Annotated in this window: 16 protein-coding genes and 2 pseudogenes; 4 read left to right on the top strand and 14 right to left on the bottom strand. The window is 62.7% G+C overall.

The genetic code is table 11. The annotated features are described in order from the left end of the window. Positions 1 to 6: 6 nt before the first annotated feature. From IQK56_RS22030 to IQK56_RS22010, 5 genes are all read right to left on the bottom strand, one after another. Entirely contained in the window at positions 7 to 546 is a 540-nt protein-coding gene (locus tag IQK56_RS22030) for a cytochrome b (RefSeq protein ID WP_150676635.1), read from the bottom strand. Then, positions 543 to 1,625 (bottom strand): catalase family peroxidase, encoded by a 1,083-nt coding sequence (locus tag IQK56_RS22025; protein WP_193861827.1) that lies wholly within the window; start codon positions 1,623 to 1,625, stop codon positions 543 to 545. The genes IQK56_RS22030 and IQK56_RS22025 overlap by 4 nt, the downstream gene beginning before the upstream one ends. Before the next feature lie 122 nt (positions 1,626 to 1,747). Beyond that, positions 1,748 to 2,512: an enoyl-CoA hydratase-related protein gene (locus tag IQK56_RS22020; RefSeq protein ID WP_193861826.1), complete on the bottom strand. Its 765-nt coding sequence runs from the start codon at positions 2,510 to 2,512 to the stop codon at positions 1,748 to 1,750. 45 nt (positions 2,513 to 2,557) lie between these two features. Beyond that, positions 2,558 to 3,850: a hypothetical protein gene (locus IQK56_RS22015; RefSeq protein WP_193861825.1), complete on the bottom strand. Its 1,293-nt coding sequence runs from the start codon at positions 3,848 to 3,850 to the stop codon at positions 2,558 to 2,560. Further along, positions 3,843 to 5,450: an amino acid adenylation domain-containing protein gene (locus IQK56_RS22010; RefSeq protein ID WP_193901829.1), complete on the bottom strand. Its 1,608-nt coding sequence runs from the start codon at positions 5,448 to 5,450 to the stop codon at positions 3,843 to 3,845. Before IQK56_RS22010 ends, IQK56_RS22015 begins: the two co-directional genes overlap by 8 nt. A 197-nt stretch (positions 5,451 to 5,647) precedes the next feature. On the opposite strand from IQK56_RS22010, the gene IQK56_RS22005 reads away from it, so the two are divergent. Continuing rightward, entirely contained in the window at positions 5,648 to 6,154 is a 507-nt protein-coding gene (locus IQK56_RS22005; RefSeq protein ID WP_193861824.1) for a sigma-70 family RNA polymerase sigma factor, read from the top strand. Then, on the top strand, positions 6,151 to 6,888 hold the full coding sequence (locus tag IQK56_RS22000) for an anti-sigma factor family protein (RefSeq protein ID WP_193861823.1): 738 nt from the start codon (positions 6,151 to 6,153) through the stop codon (positions 6,886 to 6,888). The genes IQK56_RS22005 and IQK56_RS22000 overlap by 4 nt, the downstream gene beginning before the upstream one ends. On the opposite strand, the gene IQK56_RS21995 is transcribed toward IQK56_RS22000, so the two are convergent. The 7 genes and pseudogenes from IQK56_RS21995 to IQK56_RS21965 form a co-directional block, all read right to left on the bottom strand. Further along, a complete protein-coding gene (locus IQK56_RS21995) occupies positions 6,885 to 7,805 on the bottom strand; it encodes a Csu type fimbrial protein (RefSeq protein WP_122306591.1) in 921 nt (306 codons plus the stop codon). The genes IQK56_RS22000 and IQK56_RS21995 overlap by 4 nt on opposite strands. Positions 7,806 to 7,852: 47 nt before the next feature. After that, positions 7,853 to 10,198, bottom strand: a complete 2,346-nt coding sequence (locus tag IQK56_RS21990; protein ID WP_193861822.1) for a fimbria/pilus outer membrane usher protein — start codon at positions 10,196 to 10,198, stop codon at positions 7,853 to 7,855. 71 nt (positions 10,199 to 10,269) lie between these two features. Beyond that, a complete protein-coding gene (locus IQK56_RS21985; RefSeq protein WP_150676640.1) occupies positions 10,270 to 11,058 on the bottom strand; it encodes a fimbrial biogenesis chaperone in 789 nt (262 codons plus the stop codon). 26 nt (positions 11,059 to 11,084) lie between these two features. Next, positions 11,085 to 11,576 (bottom strand): Csu type fimbrial protein, encoded by a 492-nt coding sequence (locus IQK56_RS21980; RefSeq protein ID WP_150676641.1) that lies wholly within the window; start codon positions 11,574 to 11,576, stop codon positions 11,085 to 11,087. After that, positions 11,576 to 12,118, bottom strand: a complete 543-nt coding sequence (locus IQK56_RS21975) for a Csu type fimbrial protein (RefSeq protein WP_122306562.1) — start codon at positions 12,116 to 12,118, stop codon at positions 11,576 to 11,578. Before IQK56_RS21975 ends, IQK56_RS21980 begins: the two co-directional genes overlap by 1 nt. Positions 12,119 to 12,136: 18 nt before the next feature. Further along, positions 12,137 to 12,679: a Csu type fimbrial protein gene (locus tag IQK56_RS21970; protein WP_122306561.1), complete on the bottom strand. Its 543-nt coding sequence runs from the start codon at positions 12,677 to 12,679 to the stop codon at positions 12,137 to 12,139. Further along, positions 12,673 to 13,172, bottom strand: a pseudogene (locus IQK56_RS21965) (Csu type fimbrial protein). The gene IQK56_RS21970 and the pseudogene IQK56_RS21965 overlap by 7 nt, the downstream one beginning before the upstream one ends. A 214-nt stretch (positions 13,173 to 13,386) precedes the next feature. On the opposite strand from IQK56_RS21965, the gene zapE reads away from it, so the two are divergent. Continuing rightward, positions 13,387 to 14,481 (top strand): cell division protein ZapE, encoded by a 1,095-nt coding sequence (zapE, locus tag IQK56_RS21960; RefSeq protein ID WP_193861821.1) that lies wholly within the window; start codon positions 13,387 to 13,389, stop codon positions 14,479 to 14,481. A 39-nt stretch (positions 14,482 to 14,520) separates the two neighbouring features. Continuing rightward, on the top strand, positions 14,521 to 15,819 hold the full coding sequence (locus IQK56_RS21955) for a protein kinase (RefSeq protein ID WP_193861820.1): 1,299 nt from the start codon (positions 14,521 to 14,523) through the stop codon (positions 15,817 to 15,819). 121 nt (positions 15,820 to 15,940) lie between these two features. Here IQK56_RS21955 and IQK56_RS21950 read toward each other — a convergent pair whose 3' ends face one another. Further along, entirely contained in the window at positions 15,941 to 16,648 is a 708-nt protein-coding gene (locus IQK56_RS21950; protein WP_122306558.1) for a YebC/PmpR family DNA-binding transcriptional regulator, read from the bottom strand. Positions 16,649 to 16,757: 109 nt separating this feature from the next. Then, positions 16,758 to 18,081, bottom strand: a pseudogene (locus tag IQK56_RS21945) (MFS transporter). Positions 18,082 to 18,329: the final 248 nt, after the last annotated feature.

Here is an 18,329-nt window from a genome sequence, read left to right as displayed (position 1 = left end):
CCGGCATCAGTCCTTGGTGCCGGTCATGCTCTGCAACACTCCATCCCGTCGAATCAGCCCGTGGAACAACGCCGCCGCCAGGTGCACCAGCACCGTCAGAAACAGCAGGTAAGCCAGAAACCCATGGGCCTTGCGCAGCAGCGCAAACAGCGGCGCATTGGCCGCCACCAGCGCGGGCAATTGCACCGAACTGCTGAGCATCACCGGGTCACCCGCCGCCGAGATCATCGCCCAGCCGAGCAGCGGCAACACCAGCATCAACCCATACAGCAGCAGATGAGAGGCCTTGGCCGCCAGCACTTGCCACAGCGGCAAGTCAGACGGCAATGGCGGCTGACGGGTGGAAAAGCGCACCGCCAGACGCACGATCACCAACGCCAGGATCGCAATTCCCAGCGGCTTGTGCAGGTGGATCAACCACTCATGCCGCTCTGACACCGACGCCGCCAGGCCTGCGCCGATAAACAACATGGCGATGACCATCAGCGCCATCAACCAGTGCAGCAGGCGTGCCACGGGCGCGAAAAACCGAGGTTGGGCATTCATGGTTTCGACTCCTGAGGGGCACTGTGCAACGGGCTGACTTCACCGGCACGGCGCAGGTATGAACTGGCATACGCCGCCGAACGGGCGGCCAGCAGCGGGTCATTGGAGGCTTCGATGCCACTGGGCAGAATCAGCGGGTCGAAGTTGATGTCACGGCAATCGCCATCGGCCTGGGGTTGGCTGCTTTGCAGCACCAGGGTGCCGGCGTTCAACACTTTGTGCTCGCCGGTCCAGGTCTTGCTCGCGTCGTCGAGCGGGTCGCCGGGGTTGGCCAGGGTCATGTTCAACTGCCAGCGCAACGGCCCTGACGCCAGGCGCTGCACCAGGTCTTTCTCAAGAAAGTCCGCACCGGCCGGTGCCGCATCCCCCGCCGCGCCCTCGCTCTGCGGCACCACGCCCCAGCGCACGGCCCGGCGCGTGCCATCGGCGCTCACCAGGTAAAACGCGTTGATGCCGTTGTAGGTTTCAGTCGCATAACTGGCCGATGGCCTGGCGGTCTTGACCCACGCCAAAAACGCCGCCGTTTCGGGATGTGAGGCAAAAAATGCCGGCATATTCGCCGGGTTCGGCTTGCCGGTGGCCGGGTCGGGCGCGCCGGCCTTGAGCATCTGGTAAAACGCCTCGGGCGTGCCCACCGGGAACACCGGCATGCTGTTCATGCCGGTGCGCCATTGCTGGCCGTTGGCCTGGCTGAACTGCACAGCGAAGCTGCGGATCGGCACACTGCTGTCCGGCGCATAAGGATTGCCACTGGGCAAGGCAAGCCGACCCACCAGCGGCGTCCTGGCCTCGCTGAACACCTGGGCACTGGAGTACGCACGCGCCTCGGGACTGCTCTCGAAATACCCGGCCACGCATACACCCTTCGCATGGTTACGGCGAAAGCCAGGATGCACGCCGTTATTGGTTTCCAAGGCATTGACCAAGGTTTTCGGGCGCAGGCGCTGTGGGTCGAGGGTGCCATTGACGTAGGCAAAGGCCCCCGCCACAACCGCAACCACAGCGCCGATACCCGCCAACCTGACGAGCAGACTGCCAGCGCTCAGTGGAGCCCGAGGCGGCGATGAGTGATCTACCATGAAAAAGCTCCAGGGCACTAGGCCACAGGGGAAATGAGCTATAAGACGAATCTCATGTAGGCTTATTCCCCATTCACTGTAGTTTTTTTCAGAGCAGAGCGCGCACCGGGCCGAGCGCCCTCCTACGCCTGGTTAAACAATGCTGGCCGCTTGTCCAGAAACGCCCGCATCCCCTCCTGTTGATCAGCGGTGGCAAACAAGCCGTGAAACAGCCGACGCTCCAGGCGCACACCGTCATGCAAACCAATCTCCAGGGATTGCGCTACCGCCTCCCGCGCCGCGCGGGTGGCTAACCGGGAGTACCCGGCAACCTGCCCGGCGACCGCCAGTGTCTGCTCAAGCAAGGTCGCCGCCGGGTAGATGCGAGACACCATCCCTGCCTGTTCCGCCTCCTGGGCGGACATCGGCCGCCCGGTCAACACCAGGTCCATGGTCTTGGCCTTGCCGATCAAACCCGTCAAACGCTGGGTCGCCCCCATGCCAGGGATTACGCCCAGCTTGATTTCCGGCTGGGCAAAGGTGGCGGTGTCGGCAGCGAAAATCATGTCGCACATCAGCGCCAGCTCACAGCCACCTCCGAACGCGTAGCCAGACACTGCAGCGATCGTCGGGGTGCGCAAACGGGCAAAACCCTCCCAGCCAACAAAGTAGTCCTCATTCAGCATGTCCAGGTAGGACTTGCCACTCATCTCCTTGATATCAGCCCCCGCAGCGAAATACGCCGCACTCCCAGTGATCACAAAACACCCGACCTGGGGATCTTGATCCAGGGCAGCCAGGCACGAAACCAGCTCCGTCATCAGTGCCGAACTCAGCGCGTTTTTGACTTCGGGGCGGTTCAACCTGACCAGAGCCACCCGCCCATGACGCTCGAACACTACATGCATAAACACCTCCACAGATCGATATCACTCGACTAACAAAGCGCTGTTTCAGGAGTCCCAGATAGCGCCATAGGCCGGTATATCCCTGGCCTCCAGCTCTGCCACCACCCGCTGCGTCAACCCTTGGTTGGCAATACAGATCACCGCTTCCGCCCCAAAGAGCTGCACAGCGCCGTAGGCCAGTTGCACCAGGTCAGGTTTGCCGCGCTCATCGGTGTCCCAGATCACCGCGTCTGGCTGGGCCAGCAGAATTTCTTCGACCAGCGCGTCACCGTAGGTTTTACGCGGGCTACGGGTAGACCAGATCAACCGGATAGGCACCTGCGCGGCGAGCAGATGCGGCATGACCGGCCCGATGCCACTGCCGGTGGCGATGTACACCACAGACTTGAACAGGGTCTCCACATTGGCCACGCCAGCGGTCGTGATGCCCTTTACCCATACATGCTCAGGCAGGTCCTCGATATACCGCCCAGTCCAATCCCCTGCCCGGGAAATGATCAGACGAAAACCTGCCTCACCGGGTGCGGGGATATTGGCAAAGGCATGCCACTCCAGCAGCGGATGCCGGCTGATCGCATTGGACGAGCCCGGGAACGGTGTGGTGTGCTTAAAGCGCGTGATGACCGCATGCCTGGAAGGTCGCGTGTGCTCAACAGCGACCTTGCGCAGCCGCAGCCAGGGCAAAGCGATGCTGAGAGTCAGCAGCACCAGCATCCAGAACGCCCCACTGTGCAGCAGGCTCGATGCGTGCTCGACGGATGCCGATAGCGTCAGCCCCCAGAACAACAGCAACGCGCCCCAGCCAGCAAACCGATGAACCCGCTCGAACGCGTTGTGAAACCTGCCACGAATGCCCGGTTGAGCCATGATCACCATCAGCAGCAACAGGCTCAGCAGCGTGCTGCAGACCCACAGCCAGGCAGACGAAACGCTGCCAGGCTCATGCAAATAACGCGTGACCTGCACCCCGAACAGGGCCGCAAACCAACCAGTGGCCGCCAGGGCTGCGCCGCTGTGCAACCCACCAATGTGGTACACCTTGGCCGCGCTGCGCCGCACGCGCAGCGGCCATGAGCGCGGAATCCGCGTCGCCAGCCAGAACAGCGCATTTATGACGTATTGCTGGCGAATCAAGATGACAACCGAAAGATTGACCAACACCATGTCCGACAGCACCTGAACCGTTATGCCTTGCAGGGTCAACCACACATAGACCGCGTTTCCCATCAATACCAGGGCCACCAGGCGGTTGTAATAAGAGAATAACGGCAACGCAGACCAGCGGCGCCAAAGCGACAGTTTGGGCGGTACAACGGTGTGGGTCAGCGCATCAATCATGGCAGGCCTCCGCTTGCGAGAGCGCCAGCAATGCCTCACACCGTTTCCGGGCTCGCTGCAGCAATAGCGCCTTGTCGATCTTGCCCCTGGCGGTCAGTGGAAAATGCTCCACGGCGAAAATCAGCAACGGCACGCAGTAGTAAGCCAGGCGCTGCTCGCATTGGATGCGGCAGGCGTCAATGTCGGCGCTGGCCGGCGAAACAAACGCCACCAGGCTGCGGTCGTCGAGCTTCAGCGCGACCGCCCGCGCACAACCGTCGGCGGCTTCCAAGGCTGCAGACACGGCGTCCAGTTCCACCCGAAAACCGCGAATTTTCACCTGGTCATCCACTCGCCCCAAATGTTCGAGTTGCCCGTCGGTCGTCCAGCGCCCCAGGTCCCGCGTGCGAAACATCATGGCATCGCCGCCAAGGAAGGGGTCCGGGTGGTAACGCTCCAAGGTCAACGCCGGGTTATTGAGATAACCAGCCGTCACCCCCGCGCCGCCGGCCCACATTTCACCCATTTCGCCCAGCTCACAGGCACGTCCCTGTTCGTCAAGCACATACACGGTGTTATTGGCGGTCGGCTGGCCGATGGTCAATAACGCGCCCGGTACATGCCGGTGCAGCGTATTGATGATGGTGGTTTCAGTCGGGCCGCAGCCGTTGTAGAACGTGCAGTGTGCCGCCCACTGTTCGGCAAGCGCATGGGAACAGGGCTCTCCGGCCACGGCGACCACATCGAGTTCGGGACACTGCCTGGGATCCAGCGTAGAGAGTATCGAGGGCGTCGCGATCAACACATGGCACTGTGCAGCCGTCTGGGCGATGTCCTTGCCACGAATCAGCAGAGTCGCCCCTTGGGCCAGGCAGCCGAGAATCTCCCAGGCGGCCATATCAAAACCGATATTGAGGATCTGCCCGACATTGCGGCCTGGCGCCATGCCCATGCGCCCCGGCGACGTCAGCAAGATATTGCAGACGTTGCGATGCGTGACACACACGCCGTTGGGACGCCCTGTCGTGCCGGAGGTAAACAACACGAAACACAGGTCTTCAGGGGCGGCAGCGGCAAATACCCGGTCATTGTTCTCTGCGACCTGGGGTTCTTCGGCAAGGAACACGTCCAGGCACAGACAGCGATGGACCGCCTCTTGCGGAATGCCATCCAGCAGGTGCGACAAAGTGAGAATCACGGGGCTGCTCAATGAATCGAGGATCATCGCCAACTGCAGGGTCGGAACGATTCTGGCGTCCTGCGGCACGTACGCGGCCCCCACCTTCAACACCGCCAACAACCCCACCAGCATCGGAATCGACCGCTCGACAAACAACGCCACCGTGTCACCGCGTTTCACACCCTGCTCAATCAAGCGCACGGCTAACCGATTGGCTTGTCGGTTGAGCTGTTCATAGCTGATGCGCCGGCCTGCGCACACCGCCGCCGTGGCTTGCGGCACCAGCGCCGATTGCACCTCAATGGCGTGGTGCACACAGCCATACGCAACCTGGGTTGACGGGCCGCTTCCCCATTGCTTAAACAACACCTGCTGAAAGGCCGGCAAATGCGCGAGCGCGGGAGGGGGGAGAAACGGCTTATCGATCGGTGAAAACGTCATGGACACACCCTCGTAGGTTCACTGCCAAAACAGTTCTGGCAGTACAGGTGTCGATTGAGGGGCGAACACGAGATTACAGGCTCACAAACTATGCAGAATCTTCTTACCAGCACCTGTCAGGTTTCTTTTCTCCAAGAGTGGAATAACCTACAGGGGCAAGCGTCTACCTCAGCACACCCTGCCAGACTTGAATGCCGATGCATGAACTCGACGAACCGTTACGTGAACTCATCCCCAGGCTGCGGCGTTTTGCCGTGTCCCTGACCCGTAACGCCAGCAGCGCCGACGACCTGGTGCAGGCCACTCTGGAACGGGCAATCAACCGTTGGGCCGACAAGCGCATCGAGGGCGACCTGCGTGCGTGGCTGTTCTCGATCCTCTACCGGCAGTTCCTCGACGCCCACCGCCGCACCCGCCGCTATGCACGCATGCTGGAATTTTTTACCGGCCGCGACGATGCACAGCCGTCGGTGGAGCGCACGGTGATCGCTCAGTCGACCCTGCAAGCCTTCGATCAGCTCAACACCGAACAGCGTGCCCTGCTGTTATGGGTGTCGATAGAAGGCTTGAGCTACAAGGAGGTCGCCGACATCCTCGACGTGCCCATAGGCACCGTGATGTCGCGCTTGTCCCGGGCACGCCAAGCCTTGCGCCAACTCAGCGATGGCGAAATTGCCAGCCCTTCCCTGCGGATACTCAAATGATCAGCCTGCCCCCCAGCGAACGCGACCTGCATGCCTACGTCGATCACCAACTCCTGGAGAGTGACCGGCGCCTGCTCGAGACTTATTTGGCGGCCCACCCTGAGGTCGCGGCCCAGGTACAGGCCTGGCAGCACGACGCGCAATTGCTGCGCGCGTCACTCAGCGGTGCCTTGCAACAGCCGGCCAACCCGGCGCTGGACCCGGCGCTGATCCGCCAGCGCATCAAGCAGCAATCGCGCCGTCACTTCGCCACGGCGGCGGTGTTGCTGGTTGCCGTGAGCCTCGGCGGCCTCGGCGGCTGGCACGCCCGCGAAGCCACGCAAGCGTCGATGTTGCCCATGGCCGACGCGATGCAAGCGTTCCGCCTGTTTGCCCAGGAGGGCATCATGCCCGCCGACTACAACGGCCAGGACAGCGGCACGATGCAGGCCTGGCTCGACCGCTACTTCAACCAGGCCCATCGCCTGCCGGACTTGAGCCAGTCAGGCTTCAAGCCGGTCAGCGGCCGGTTGCTCACCACCGAGCAAGGCGCCGCCGCCATGGTGCTGTACGAAGACCCGCACGGTCGGCGCATCAGTTTCTACATTCGCCCACCGGGTCCCAACAACGGTTTCCTGCCCCGTGGCCAGCGCTCGGCGGATGGGTTGCAGGCGCAATACTGGTCTGGCGGCGGCTACAACTATGCGATGGTCAGCCCGATGGATCAGCCGCCGCCGCCCATGCAGCCGTTCTAGAAGCCCACGTCCAGCACCACGTTGTCGAGGTAGGTGCCGGCAGGTGGCGTGGTCTGGTCGGTGTAGATTCTGGCGTTGTAGTTGAATACCTGGCTGCCGGTGCCCAAGCCATTACCGGGGTTGACCTCGGCCGTTGAGCTGGCCCGCCGCGCCGCGCCGACACTGCCCCAGCGCGTGGTGCCAGCGCTTTTGAAAATGTCGTAGGCCAGATAGTTGCTGCCCGAGATCATGCGCCGCCGCCCGCCCACACTCAGCGGGTTCTGGCCATCGCTCAGGCCCACGGTGTAGGCACTGCCTTTGGTACAGGCGATATTGACCGTCTGCCCCGTTACGGCCGTGAACCCACTGATCACCGGGGCGCTGCCAAAGCTGATATTGGGCGCGGTGATCTGGCAGTCGTTGGTGACGGTCATGCTGACTGTCAGGGTCGCGACGGCATTGCCAATATCACGCCCCAGGCAGATCCCGCCAATGCCGATGCCCGAGCAATAGTTCCAGTTCCAGGCAATGTTCAACGTCTCGGTATACAGCCCCGCCGCCACATTGCTGCCGGTGATGCTGCTCAGGTACAGCGGCACGGTTTTCGCCCCTGGCCCCGCGATCAGCCCCAACGCCTGGGCAATCCCCCCGGCGCCACCAAAATCAAACTGCGTGCCGCGGGTGATCGGATAGCTGCTGCTGTTGTTGCCGTAGATTGTGTAGCCGATCACGTCACCGGTCGGCCCGACCATGCCGCTCTGGGTCGAGGTGATGGTGGCGTAGAAGTGGTCCGACGACACCAGCAGCGAAATCAGCGCCGATGTGCAGCTCAACCCGGCGTTGGTGGTCGAACTGGTTTGTGCGGCCGTGCGTACCGTCATCGAACTGATCGAGCCGAAACTGGCCGGCGCGCTGGTGACCACCGAGCACGCCGCCATCGCCGGGCCTGACAGCAGCAGCCCAAGCAGCAAGCATGCCTTGCCCCTCACTGGCACACCAACGGCCCGATCAGCGGCACGCCTTGTTGTTGCTCGTCCACATCGAAGGTCGCCTGGCAAGTACGCCCTTGCCCCAGCGTCACCTGCAAGGTGTTATGGGCCGACAGGTTTTCCAGGTACACCAAACCATCCCAGCCCACCACCGCCTGCTGGCCGCTTTGCTCATGCACCACCAGGCTGCCCAGGGGCAATTCCTGGTGCTGGCTGTCCACCAGCGTGACACTCGCCGCCAGCACGCGGCGCAGCGGAAACTCCAGCAGATAACCCGCGCCACGGCGCACCGAGACCCGTTGTTCCACGTTGGGACTCTGTACATTCAGCGGCAAGTTCAGTGGGTCGATTTCATACTTGCCCCGGTAATACGCACTGCTCCAGGGCACCAGCAAATGCCCGTTGCGGTCGGTCTCGCCCACCAGTTGGTTCTCGTAACGCACCGGAATCCCGGCAAAGCCCTGAGTGCTCACCACCACAAACGCATCATTGATGCGGTTGGCGGCAAACGTGTCGCCGCCCATCCACACCAACGAACCGCTGGCATCCGCCCAACGCGTCTCGGCATCGCTGCTGCCATACACCCCGGCCTGCAATTGCACCGACTGCAAACGCCAGGTCAAGTCAGCCTGTCGATAGCTGGGTGCGTCGCCCTGGGCATAGCCCAGGTTATAGCCGAACCCACCTTGGCTGGGCACGGCGCTGCTGTAGTTGACCCGCTGGCGGCCAGTGCCGTCCTTGCCGCGTTCTGTGCTCAACGCGAGGCTGCCGTTGAGGTCGAACGGGATGACCAGTTGCGCCTGCATGGCCCAGTTGCTGTCGCCGATCTCGCGGTTGGCCGACAGGTAGAAACTGGTGTTGCGCCATAACGGTTTGCTCCAGCTCAGGTTGAGCAGCCGCGTGCGCGAGTCGTCCGCGGCCTGCACGTCGAAATAGCCCAGGCCCAGGCTGCCGAAACGCTCAAGATTAAGGCTCAAGGTCACCTGTTCACTGCGCTTGCTCAAACTCGCGTAGGGAGTGTCGACCAGCGTCAGGTCGGCGTAGTCGGCGCGCCGTTCGACCCGTTGGTAGGACAGGCTGTAATGGCTGCTGTTGTACTGATAACCCAGGCTCAGTTGCTGGCCATTGCGGCCTTCGAACTGGCTCTGGCTGAGGGCCGTGTTGAGCACGCCGAAATTGCCCAGTCGCACGTTGCCGCCCAGCCCGCCGAGGGTCAGGTCACTGGACGCTTCGACGTGGCTTTCCAGGGTCAGGTTGTCGGAATAACCGTAACGCAATGTCGCACTGGTCACCCCTGGCCCGTAGGAGAAATCCCGCACGGTGTAGTCGCGGCGCAACGTCCCGGCCGCCACCGAAAAATCCGTCAAGCCTTGTTGCAACAACGTGCTGGTGACGTAGAACGGCACCGTGGTCGACACCTGGCGACCCAGGGCATCGGTGGTGACCACCACGGCTTCACCCGCGCCGTTGATAAATGGGACGTTGGTCAGGGTGTAAGGGCCAGGTTGCAGCAGCGCGCTTTCGGATTTGTAGCCGTTGATGAACAAATCCACCGACGACGGCACCGCCGCCTCGCCGGCAAATTGCGGCAAGGGATAAGTGACCAGGTCGGGGCGCACCGCAAAGTCGCGGGAAAACTGTACCCCGCCCAAGCGCACCGAGCTGCTCCAGGGCAGCGAACCGCTGATCACATCACCCGCTTCATAGGTGAGCATCCGTTCATCGTCAGAGAAGCGCCAAGTGGTGTCGTAACGCCGGTAGCCATTGTTGAGGGTACTGTCGTTGATACCGCCGGCCAGGGTCTGGCGGACCTGCCCGGTGTTGGACAAGGTGCCCCAGTTGTCGAACAGCCGCACTTCGTTCCAGGCCGCGAGGTAACTGCCGCCTTCGTCGGTGTCGTTGAAATACAGGTCATAGTTGAACAAGGCGCCAAAGCTGCTCATGGCCTGGGTGCGCGGGTAGGTGTTGCGGTTGCCGATGAACTGCTCCTGCAACCACGACGGCGGCACGTCGATCAACAGGCGCTGGCCGTTGCTATCGTAGTCGCTGTGCAGGCCGGGGATTGCGTCCAGCGCCACGCTGCCGCTGAGTTCACCGGGCAGCTTCATGCCCACGTCCTGCAGCGCGCCCGCCGGCACGTACAACTGCCCGGCGCGCTGGTCGACGGCAATGACGCGGCCGGTGTCCATCTGGTTGACCACCAACTCCAGAAACAGCTGTGCATCGGCGACAGCCTCCATACTGCTCGGCGGCGGCGGCAGGTCGCCCGCCACTGCCACGCCCCACAGCCCGCTGACCACCACCGACAGCCATAGATGACGAGCCCGACCACGACTCACCATGGCGTTGTGTCCTTCAATGGACATCTCCATCCGCTTAACACCCGGAGCTTCCCAGCCCCGCTACACCACCCTCAACGCTTCGGCGCGAGGCTCTCCAACTGCGCTGCACCGTTGACACGAACCTGCAATGGCTGATCAGCCGACAGCGCATCCGGAACCGGCCAGCGCATGGTCGCGCCGGGCAGCACATAACCCAGCAACCCCTCCACCAGCGGCCGGGCCTGCCCGCTCTGTTTGAACGACGCGTCCGTCAGCCGCGCATGCACCGCGCCCTGGTTTCGCACCTCGATGTAGTTGCGCCCCGCCACCGTGACCTTGTGCCAGCTCAGGTCCGGCTTGCCCGCGCCTGCCGGATCGCGCTGACGCGTGGCGTCCTCCTTGCTCCACAGCCCCGCGCCGTAGGCGAACAACGGTACCGAGTAGCGCATCTGGAAACGGATCGCCGCCGCCGTATTCTTGCCTTCCGGCGGCGTGGGCACCTGCAATGGCGAAGGGATTTCATCAATGATGATGCGATAGGCCAGCTCCTGGCCCGGCGGCACTTCACGGGTGCGGGTCAGGCGCACCAGTTGCTTCTGCCCCGGCTCGATCCTGGCCACCGGCGGGCTGCCGATCACATCGCGCTGGTTCTGGTACTGCTCGTCGAAGCCGCTCTGGCTCCAGGCAAATACGCGAATCTGCAGGCTCGCGGTTTCCGTGCCGCGGTTCTCCAGCCACAGCGCGCTGGCCTGTTGATCCGCTTCCAGCACCGGGTCGATGGGCCAGATCAGCACCGAACTGGCGGCCTGCGCCAACCCCGCCGTGCACAACGCCCCCAGGGCCATACCCGCGGCCCACAGCCGCCGGGAAGGTGAACGCATAAAACCACTCCTTATACCGATAAGCCCTACCACGTCAGTTGCACCTGCAACGTGTCGCTGTACGTCCCCCCAGGCTGATTGCCCGGTAATACCACCCGCCCATAGATCGGCAGGCTGATGTTGTTTGCGTCGCTGTACGTCACGCTGACGCTCTGACTGACGCCCAGGCTCTGGCTGAACGCCGCGTCCCGAAACAGCTGGTACGCCACCCGCGCACTGCCGCTGTTGAGCTGCAAGTTGCGCCCGCTGCTGTTATGCAGGCCGCCGTCGACGCTCATGCTCAACGCCACCCCCGGCGTGCATTGCAGGGTCACACCGCCGGTCAGCGCGGCAGTCACGGTGCTGGTGGCCAGGGCCGAGTAACTGCCGTAATTCAATGCGCCGTAGTTGGCGCTGCCGCCAACGATCAAACAGCCCGGCGTAATCGTCGCGCTCACCTGAAAGCTCTGGCTGGTCACCGCCGACAACGGCAGCGGCACCGCCAGCCCACAGGCCAGCAAGGCGCAAAGCCAGCGCATCAGAACGTCAGTTCAACAGCCACGGTGTCCGAGTACGTGCCCGCCGGCAGCCCGGCCTTGCCCACCGCCCGCCCATAGAGGTTCACGGTTTGCGCCACGCCGGTGCTGGTGGCGAGGGTGATCACGCCGTCAATCGCCAGCAGCGCCGAGTGGCCGCTGTCGGTGTAGAAGTCGTACGGCACGAAGTTGCCCGCGCCGTCGGCCAGCGCACGGGTGCCCCCGTCAGACGCACCATCATTCGCACCGGCACGCACCTTCACCGCTGGCGTGGTGCCACTGGAGCACAGGATCGACAGCGCGCCCCCGGTGCCGGTGCCGCCGAGCAATTGGGCGTCGGCATTGGTGAACAGGCTGTTGGTGGTACCGAAGTTCAGGCTACCGAAGTTGAGGCCGGTGGCCGCTCCGGAACCGTTGACCTGGCAACTGGCAATCAGTGTCAGGCTGGAGGTGATCTGGCCGGTCACCGTGGTGGCCGCATTCAGGCTGGAGGCCATCGCCAGACCCAGTGCGCAAACGCCGAGTCGAGATACAAGTGCATGCATGATTGTCATCCTTTTGATTTACCAATCCAGTGTCACGGTCAATGTGTCGGTATAGGTTCCTGCCGGGAGGGCCGTGGTATTGGCCACCACGGCGCCCCACACCGGGATGGTCATTTGCGTGCCGTTGGTGGCTACAAAACTGCGTTGCTGGCCGATGGTGTACGGGATGCGCCCCAGCGGGTCGGCCATCAATTGATAAGGGATGGTCTGGCGGCCGTTGCTCAGGCGCCGGGTGGTGCCGACGGCGTTGCTGCCGCCGTCGATGGTTACGGTGAAACTGGCGACCGTCGGGTTGCACGAGACTGTCAGCGGCGCATTACTGCCGTCCGAAATACCCGCCCCCAAGGGGTTGCTCCACGTCGGCCCCTGACTGCCGAAGTCCAGCATGGCCGTGCCGCCCGTCGGGCTGACCGGGGCGGTTTCATTACCCTTGCTCACTTCGCAACTGGCGGTGATCACCATGCGCGCCTGGATAAACCCGCTGGCCACCGCCGCGTAGGCATCTTCGGCAAGCAGCAACAAGCCACCCATGGCCACCAGGGTCCAGCCCCGGCTCACCATGTGACCGTGACCTTGAGCAGGTCGGTGTAACGACCGACCGCCGGGATGTCTTTTAGCGGTTCGATCCGGCCATACAGCGGCAAGTCGACGGAACCGGAGTCCGGCACACGACCACTGAGCGGCACATTCACCGGCAAGGGCACGCGCCGTGCGGCGTCGGCGTAAATGCGATAAGGAATGGGTTTGCCGGAGGGGATGCCCGTGCTCAGGTAACGCACTTCGCCGGCGCCGCCGTTCAGGCCGCCATCGACGCGCATCTGGTAGGGGGTGTCGGGGTTGCATTCCAGGCGCGGCTGGCGCTGGCTGATCAGCGCCGCACTCAAGGGCCCGGCCGGGTCATCCAGACGCGGGCCGCTGCCGAAATCCAATACGCCCAGTTGCTCAATGCCAGCGCTGCGGGCGTGCCCACCAACTGGCAGCCGCGCTGCACGTCGATGCGCACCACCACTTGCAGTTGCGCTCCGTAAACCGTGCCGCAGAGCATCGCGCCCATCACTGTCAATACTGCTCGTCCCTTCACTGCCCCAAATCCTTATACAGGGGTGACTGCTTTGTAGAAGGGTAGTCACTGAGGGAGAATCTGCCAGTCTGGACAGGATTTCCTGCATTCCATGCCTTTTCGAGATAGCCGGCCGCGCCCTTCTGCATTGGTCAAATCGCGGCGAGCGCCCTAAAGTAAGCGACCTCGACACACAGAGTGACTTCCATTGGCCGTGCTTGCCTTGATCCGTCGTTTGCTCGGTAAACCCACCGACGGCCACGACGACTCGCCCATCCAGACGTTCTTTGACAACAAAGCCCGGCAACAGGGCTACACCCTCAGCGCCGGCCAGGCCCAGGCAATCGCCGCCATGGCTCGCGCAACCCGGCACCTGCTCGCCGGCCAACCCACCCGCAGCCTGTACCTGCACGGCCCCGTAGGTCGCGGCAAAAGCTGGCTGCTGGACGGTTTTTTCCAGGCGCTGCCCATCGCCCAGAAGCGGCGCGTGCACTTTCATGAGTTTTTTGCCCGCCTGCATCGGGGCATGTTTACCCACCAGCAGGCCGACGATGCGCTGGCCGTGACCCTGGATGAACTGCTCGATAGCTGTCGCGTGCTGTGTTTCGACGAGTTCCATGTCCACGATATCGGCGATGCGATGCTGATCACGCGGCTGTTCAAAGCGCTGTTCGAACGCGGCGTGCTGGTGCTCGTCACCTCCAACTATGCGCCAGAAGAGCTGTTGCCCAACCCGCTGTACCACGAGCGGTTCAAGCCGGTGATCGACTTGATCGCCACGCGCATGGAAGTGCTGGAAGTCAGCTCGCCCCAGGATTTTCGCAGCCTGCCCCAGGCCCATGCCGTGCAGCGTTTTACCACCGGTCGGTACGTGTGGCCGGGCACATCGGCCCAGCGGGCGGCGCTCGGCCTGCCTGCCACCGATGGCCCGGCGCAGCACCTTACAGTGGGCAACCGACAACTCATCTGCCGCCAGCATCACGCCCGCACCGTCGCCTTCACCTTCAGCGACCTCTGTGAACAGCTGACAGCCGTGATGGACTACCTGCTGCTGTGCGAGGATTTCGATCACTGGATCATCGACGGCCTGCCGCAACTGGCCGAATGCCCGATCGCCGTGCAGCAACGGTTTATCAACCTGGTGGACGTGCTCTACGACAAGGACAAGCACCTGATCCTGATCGGCGAACACACCCTGGAGCAGGCGATGAGCGGCCAGGCCATCGACCTGGCGCGCACCGCCAGCCGCCTGAACCAACTGCAACAAGCCAGCCCGCAACCCCTCCACGACCCGGTATCATGAGCGCCATTTACGCCCCTTTGCCGAGTGACCGCGCCGTTTATGAATACCCTCGCCCAACTCAAGGCCGGCCAATTGGCCGGCATTACGCGCCTGGACCTGTCCTGCGGGCTCACCGAATTCCCCGAGGAAATCTTCGGGCTGGCCGACTCCCTGGAAATTCTCAACCTCAGCGGTAACGCCCTGAGCCGCTTGCCCGACGACCTGCACCGCCTGCAACACCTACGTGTACTGTTCTGCTCGGACAACGCCTTTACCGAACTGCCGGAATGCCTGGGCCAATGCGCAAAGTTGAGCATGGTCGGCTTCAAGGCCAATCAGATCAGCCACGTCCCTGCCACCGCCCTGCCGCCGCTGCTGCGCTGGCTGATCCTCACCGACAACCGCATCAGCCAATTGCCTGATGCGTTGGGCGAGCGTCCACTGCTGCAAAAACTGATGCTGGCCGGCAACCAGCTCGCAGCCCTGCCGGAAAGCCTGGCCAACTGTCACAACCTCGAATTGCTTCGCATCGCGTCCAACTGCTTGACCCGCCTGCCGCAATGGCTGTTAGCCCTGCCAAGCCTGACCTGGCTGGCCTATGCCGGTAACCCGGTGGAAATGGCCGTGGAGGTGGTGGCAGACGACACAACACCGGATATTGCGTGGACAGCGCTGGAATTGGGCGAAGTGCTGGGCGAAGGCGCTTCGGGGGTGATCCGCAAGGCCCTGTGGAAAGCACACGCCAAGCCGGTTGCCGTCAAACTCTACAAAGGCACCATCACCAGCGACGGCTCGCCGCTGCACGAAATGCAGGCCTGCATTGCCGCCGGCCTGCACCCCAACCTGATCAGGATCGAGGGCCGCGTGGTCGGCCACCCGGATGACCAGGCCGCCCTGGTGATGGACCTGATCGACCCCAGCTACCGCAACCTCGCCGCCCTGCCGAGCCTGGCGTCGTGCACCCGCGACATCTACGAACCAACCGCTCGTTTCAGTGCCGATGTGGTCTTGCGCATGGCACGGGGCATCGCCTCGGTGGCCGCGCATTTGCACCGGCACGGCATCACCCATGGCGACCTGTATGGCCACAATATCCTGTGGAATGCAGCGGGCGATTGCCTGCTCGGGGACTTTGGCGCGGCGTCGTTCCATGCCATGGCGGATACCTCGGAGACACGGGCGTTGCAGCGAATTGAAGTGCGGGCGTTCGGGGTGTTGCTGGGGGAGTTGTTGGAGCGGGTAGAGACCCGTGACGAAACCTTGCTGGCACTGCAGCGACGATGCTGTCAGCCGGATGTATTGGCGCGGCCGGGGTTCGACGAAATCGAAACCGTACTGGATTCTATCCAACGCCACTAAACCAAAGTGGGAGCGGGCTTGCTCGCGAATGCGGTGTATCAGTCAAACCTCTATCAACTGACACTGCGCATTCGCGAGCAAGCCCGCTCCCACATTCTGACCGCGTTTGTTCTGTCAGGTATCAGCCGGCCAGACCGACAAACATGTCCTGCACGTCGTCATGGTTGTCCAGGCCTTCCAGGAAAGCCTCGACCTCAGCCATCTGCTCATCGGTCAACCCGCTGACCGGGTTTTTTGCGATGTAGCCCAGCTTGGCCGACAACACGGTGAAACCCTGCTCCGGCAACGCTTTCTGTACCGCGTCCAGGTCGGTGGTTTCGGTGATGAACAGGGTGGTGCCCTCTTCTTCGCCGTCTTCAAAGTCCTGGGCACCGGCTTCAATCGCGGCCATTTCCGGATCGGCGTCAGGGGTATCCGGGGAGGCTTCGATCAGGCCGACATGGTTGAAGTCCCAGGCTACCGAGCCCGAAGCCCCCAGTTGGCCCTTGCGGAACGCCACGCGGATTTCCGCCACGGTGCGGTTGATGTTGTCGGTCACGCACTCGACGATCAACGGGACCTGGTGCGGGGCGAACCCTTCGTAGGTTACGCGGTGATATTGCACGGTTTCACCGAGCAGACCGGCGCCCTTCTTGATCGCGCGGTCCAGGGTTTCCTTGGGCATCGAGGCCTTCTTGGCCTGCTCCACCACCAGACGCAAGTGAGCGTTGGTCGCGGTATCGGCGCCGTTGCGGGCGGCAATGGTGATTTCTTTCACCAGCTTGCCGAAGATCTTGCCCTTGGCATTGGATGCCGCTTCTTTATGTTTGACTTTCCACTGTGCGCCCATGACTCACTCTCTGATATCCATAGCGCCGAGACGTCTACTGGCCGGCGCTTTGGGGGCAGAGTTTATAGCGCGAGAACGCATCGTTCCACCAAAAAACCGGCCATGTCCTTCAGCTACGCAAAGGGGTGATCGCCACGTTGCGGTCCGGCACGAAATCCCCGACCTGGGCCAGCACCGCAGGCCTGGCGTTCCAGTAGGGCATCAGTACCAGTGAGGAAAACAGTGCGGCGCCGGCAAATACGATAAACACCGTCACGGTATCGAAGTAGCCCGGCAGCAATCCGCCGAGGATCGCGCCCACTGAACCACAGCCGTTGACGAAGCCTGCCGCAGTGGCGCCGGCCTTGGCGTGCCGAAGTCGATGGCCGCCGTGCTGCTGATCATCGAGTCCGGCCCGTACAACGTCAGGCCCATGACAAACAGCAGCGCCATCACCAGCACCACACTGCCGGTGTGCAGCGCGCCCATGAACAAGGCCAGTGCCACCGTCAGCGCCAACAGGCTGAGCACGCAGGCCGGCATGCGCCGGGCGCCGAACAGTTTGTCGGACGCCAGGCCGATCAGCACCGGCCCCAGCAAACCGGCCAACTCGAACGCGGTGGGCACGATGGCCGCCCCCACTTTGCCCACCGACGGCATCTGCTCATACACGATGACCGGCCCCCACAGCAGGATGGCGTAACGCGCCGGCTTCAACAGGAAGTACGCCAGCCCCAGGGTCAGCACCGTGCGGTTACGCAAAATCGCCCGCAGTGGCTCCAGCACACTGATGCGCTTTTCGGCGGCGGCCTCTTCGGCGCTCAGTACCGGCTCAGGCTCAACCGGCGGCAAGCCTACATCCTGCGGCGTGTTGCGCTGAAAGATAAAGAACAGCACCGCGACCACCGCAACCACCGCCGCACTGGAAATAAACGCCGCATGCCAACTGCCGATCAGCGTGTAGGCCCACCACCCGGCAAAGGGCGACGCCACCAAACCACCGAACGCATAACACGAACTCCACAACCCCAGCACCCGTCCGCGCTGCTGCGCCGGGAAGAAACTGCCCAGGTTCTTGCACAGCCCCGACCAACCAGTGGACTGCGCCAGCCCCTGGATCAACATGCAGGTCACAAAAATCGGCAACGTGGCGAAAGAGCCCATCACCAACGCCGCTGCGGCGGAAATCAGCAAGCCGCCCAGCACCACCACCCGTGGCCCGAAGCGGTCCGCCAGCATGCCCCAGGTGAACTGCCCCACGCGTACGCCGCCAGGTACAGGCCATCGAGGTTGGCCATGGTCATTTTGTCGAGATGAAAGCTCGGGTCGTCGCCAATCCCCAGCTTCGCCACGGAAAACGCTTTGCGAGTGAAATAGAACGCTGCGTACGCCAGCCAGGTGATGGCGAAAATCTGCACGCGCCAACGCTTGATGCTACCCATAGGGATATTCATGGTGGTTCTGACCTCAGGTGTGAGTGTGCCGGCAGAATCGAAGGAAAACGCCTGTTTTTTTATTGTTGAGCACTGCAATAGCGGCCTGAGACGGCGCGGTATTGGTCAGATGGATGCTGTTGGCCAGCCTCCATGACCGCGGAAGTTGTAGGACTCAACCTACGGCGGCTGAGGGGTATCAAAGCAATGGCTGACTAATAGGTAAAATCGATTTATCGTATTTCAAATATAAGCTCAGCTTGTAAGAG

Source organism: Pseudomonas cyclaminis, from assembly GCF_015163715.1.
In the GTDB taxonomy this organism is placed as follows: Bacteria; Pseudomonadota; Gammaproteobacteria; order Pseudomonadales; family Pseudomonadaceae; genus Aquipseudomonas; species Aquipseudomonas cyclaminis.
The sequence above is the reverse complement of the archived record's forward strand: the minus strand, read 5'-3'. Positions and strand labels throughout refer to the sequence as shown.

Bases quoted from the DNA above. Each gene is read 5' to 3' on its own strand.
- IQK56_RS21955 (WP_193861820.1), top strand. From the start codon at position 14,521: ATGAATACCCTCGCCCAACTCAAGGCCGGCCAATTGGCCGGCATTACG.
- IQK56_RS22015 (WP_193861825.1), bottom strand. From the start codon at position 3,850: ATGATTGATGCGCTGACCCACACCGTTGTACCGCCCAAACTGTCGCTT.
- IQK56_RS21995 (WP_122306591.1), bottom strand. From the start codon at position 7,805: ATGGCGGCGTGCTCGGTGGTCACCAGCGCGCCGGCCAGTTTCGGCTCG.
- IQK56_RS22010 (WP_193901829.1), bottom strand. From the start codon at position 5,450: ATGACGTTTTCACCGATCGATAAGCCGTTTCTCCCCCCTCCCGCGCTC.
- IQK56_RS21950 (WP_122306558.1), bottom strand. From the start codon at position 16,648: ATGGGCGCACAGTGGAAAGTCAAACATAAAGAAGCGGCATCCAATGCC.
- IQK56_RS21970 (WP_122306561.1), bottom strand. From the start codon at position 12,679: ATGGTGAGCCGGGGCTGGACCCTGGTGGCCATGGGTGGCTTGTTGCTG.
- IQK56_RS22025 (WP_193861827.1), bottom strand. From the start codon at position 1,625: ATGGTAGATCACTCATCGCCGCCTCGGGCTCCACTGAGCGCTGGCAGT.
- IQK56_RS22005 (WP_193861824.1), top strand. From the start codon at position 5,648: ATGCATGAACTCGACGAACCGTTACGTGAACTCATCCCCAGGCTGCGG.
- IQK56_RS22030 (WP_150676635.1), bottom strand. From the start codon at position 546: ATGAATGCCCAACCTCGGTTTTTCGCGCCCGTGGCACGCCTGCTGCAC.
- IQK56_RS21980 (WP_150676641.1), bottom strand. From the start codon at position 11,576: ATGCGCTGGCTTTGCGCCTTGCTGGCCTGTGGGCTGGCGGTGCCGCTG.
- IQK56_RS21990 (WP_193861822.1), bottom strand. From the start codon at position 10,198: ATGGTGAGTCGTGGTCGGGCTCGTCATCTATGGCTGTCGGTGGTGGTC.
- IQK56_RS22020 (WP_193861826.1), bottom strand. From the start codon at position 2,512: ATGCATGTAGTGTTCGAGCGTCATGGGCGGGTGGCTCTGGTCAGGTTG.
- IQK56_RS21985 (WP_150676640.1), bottom strand. From the start codon at position 11,058: ATGCGTTCACCTTCCCGGCGGCTGTGGGCCGCGGGTATGGCCCTGGGG.
- IQK56_RS21975 (WP_122306562.1), bottom strand. From the start codon at position 12,118: ATGCATGCACTTGTATCTCGACTCGGCGTTTGCGCACTGGGTCTGGCG.
- IQK56_RS22000 (WP_193861823.1), top strand. From the start codon at position 6,151: ATGATCAGCCTGCCCCCCAGCGAACGCGACCTGCATGCCTACGTCGAT.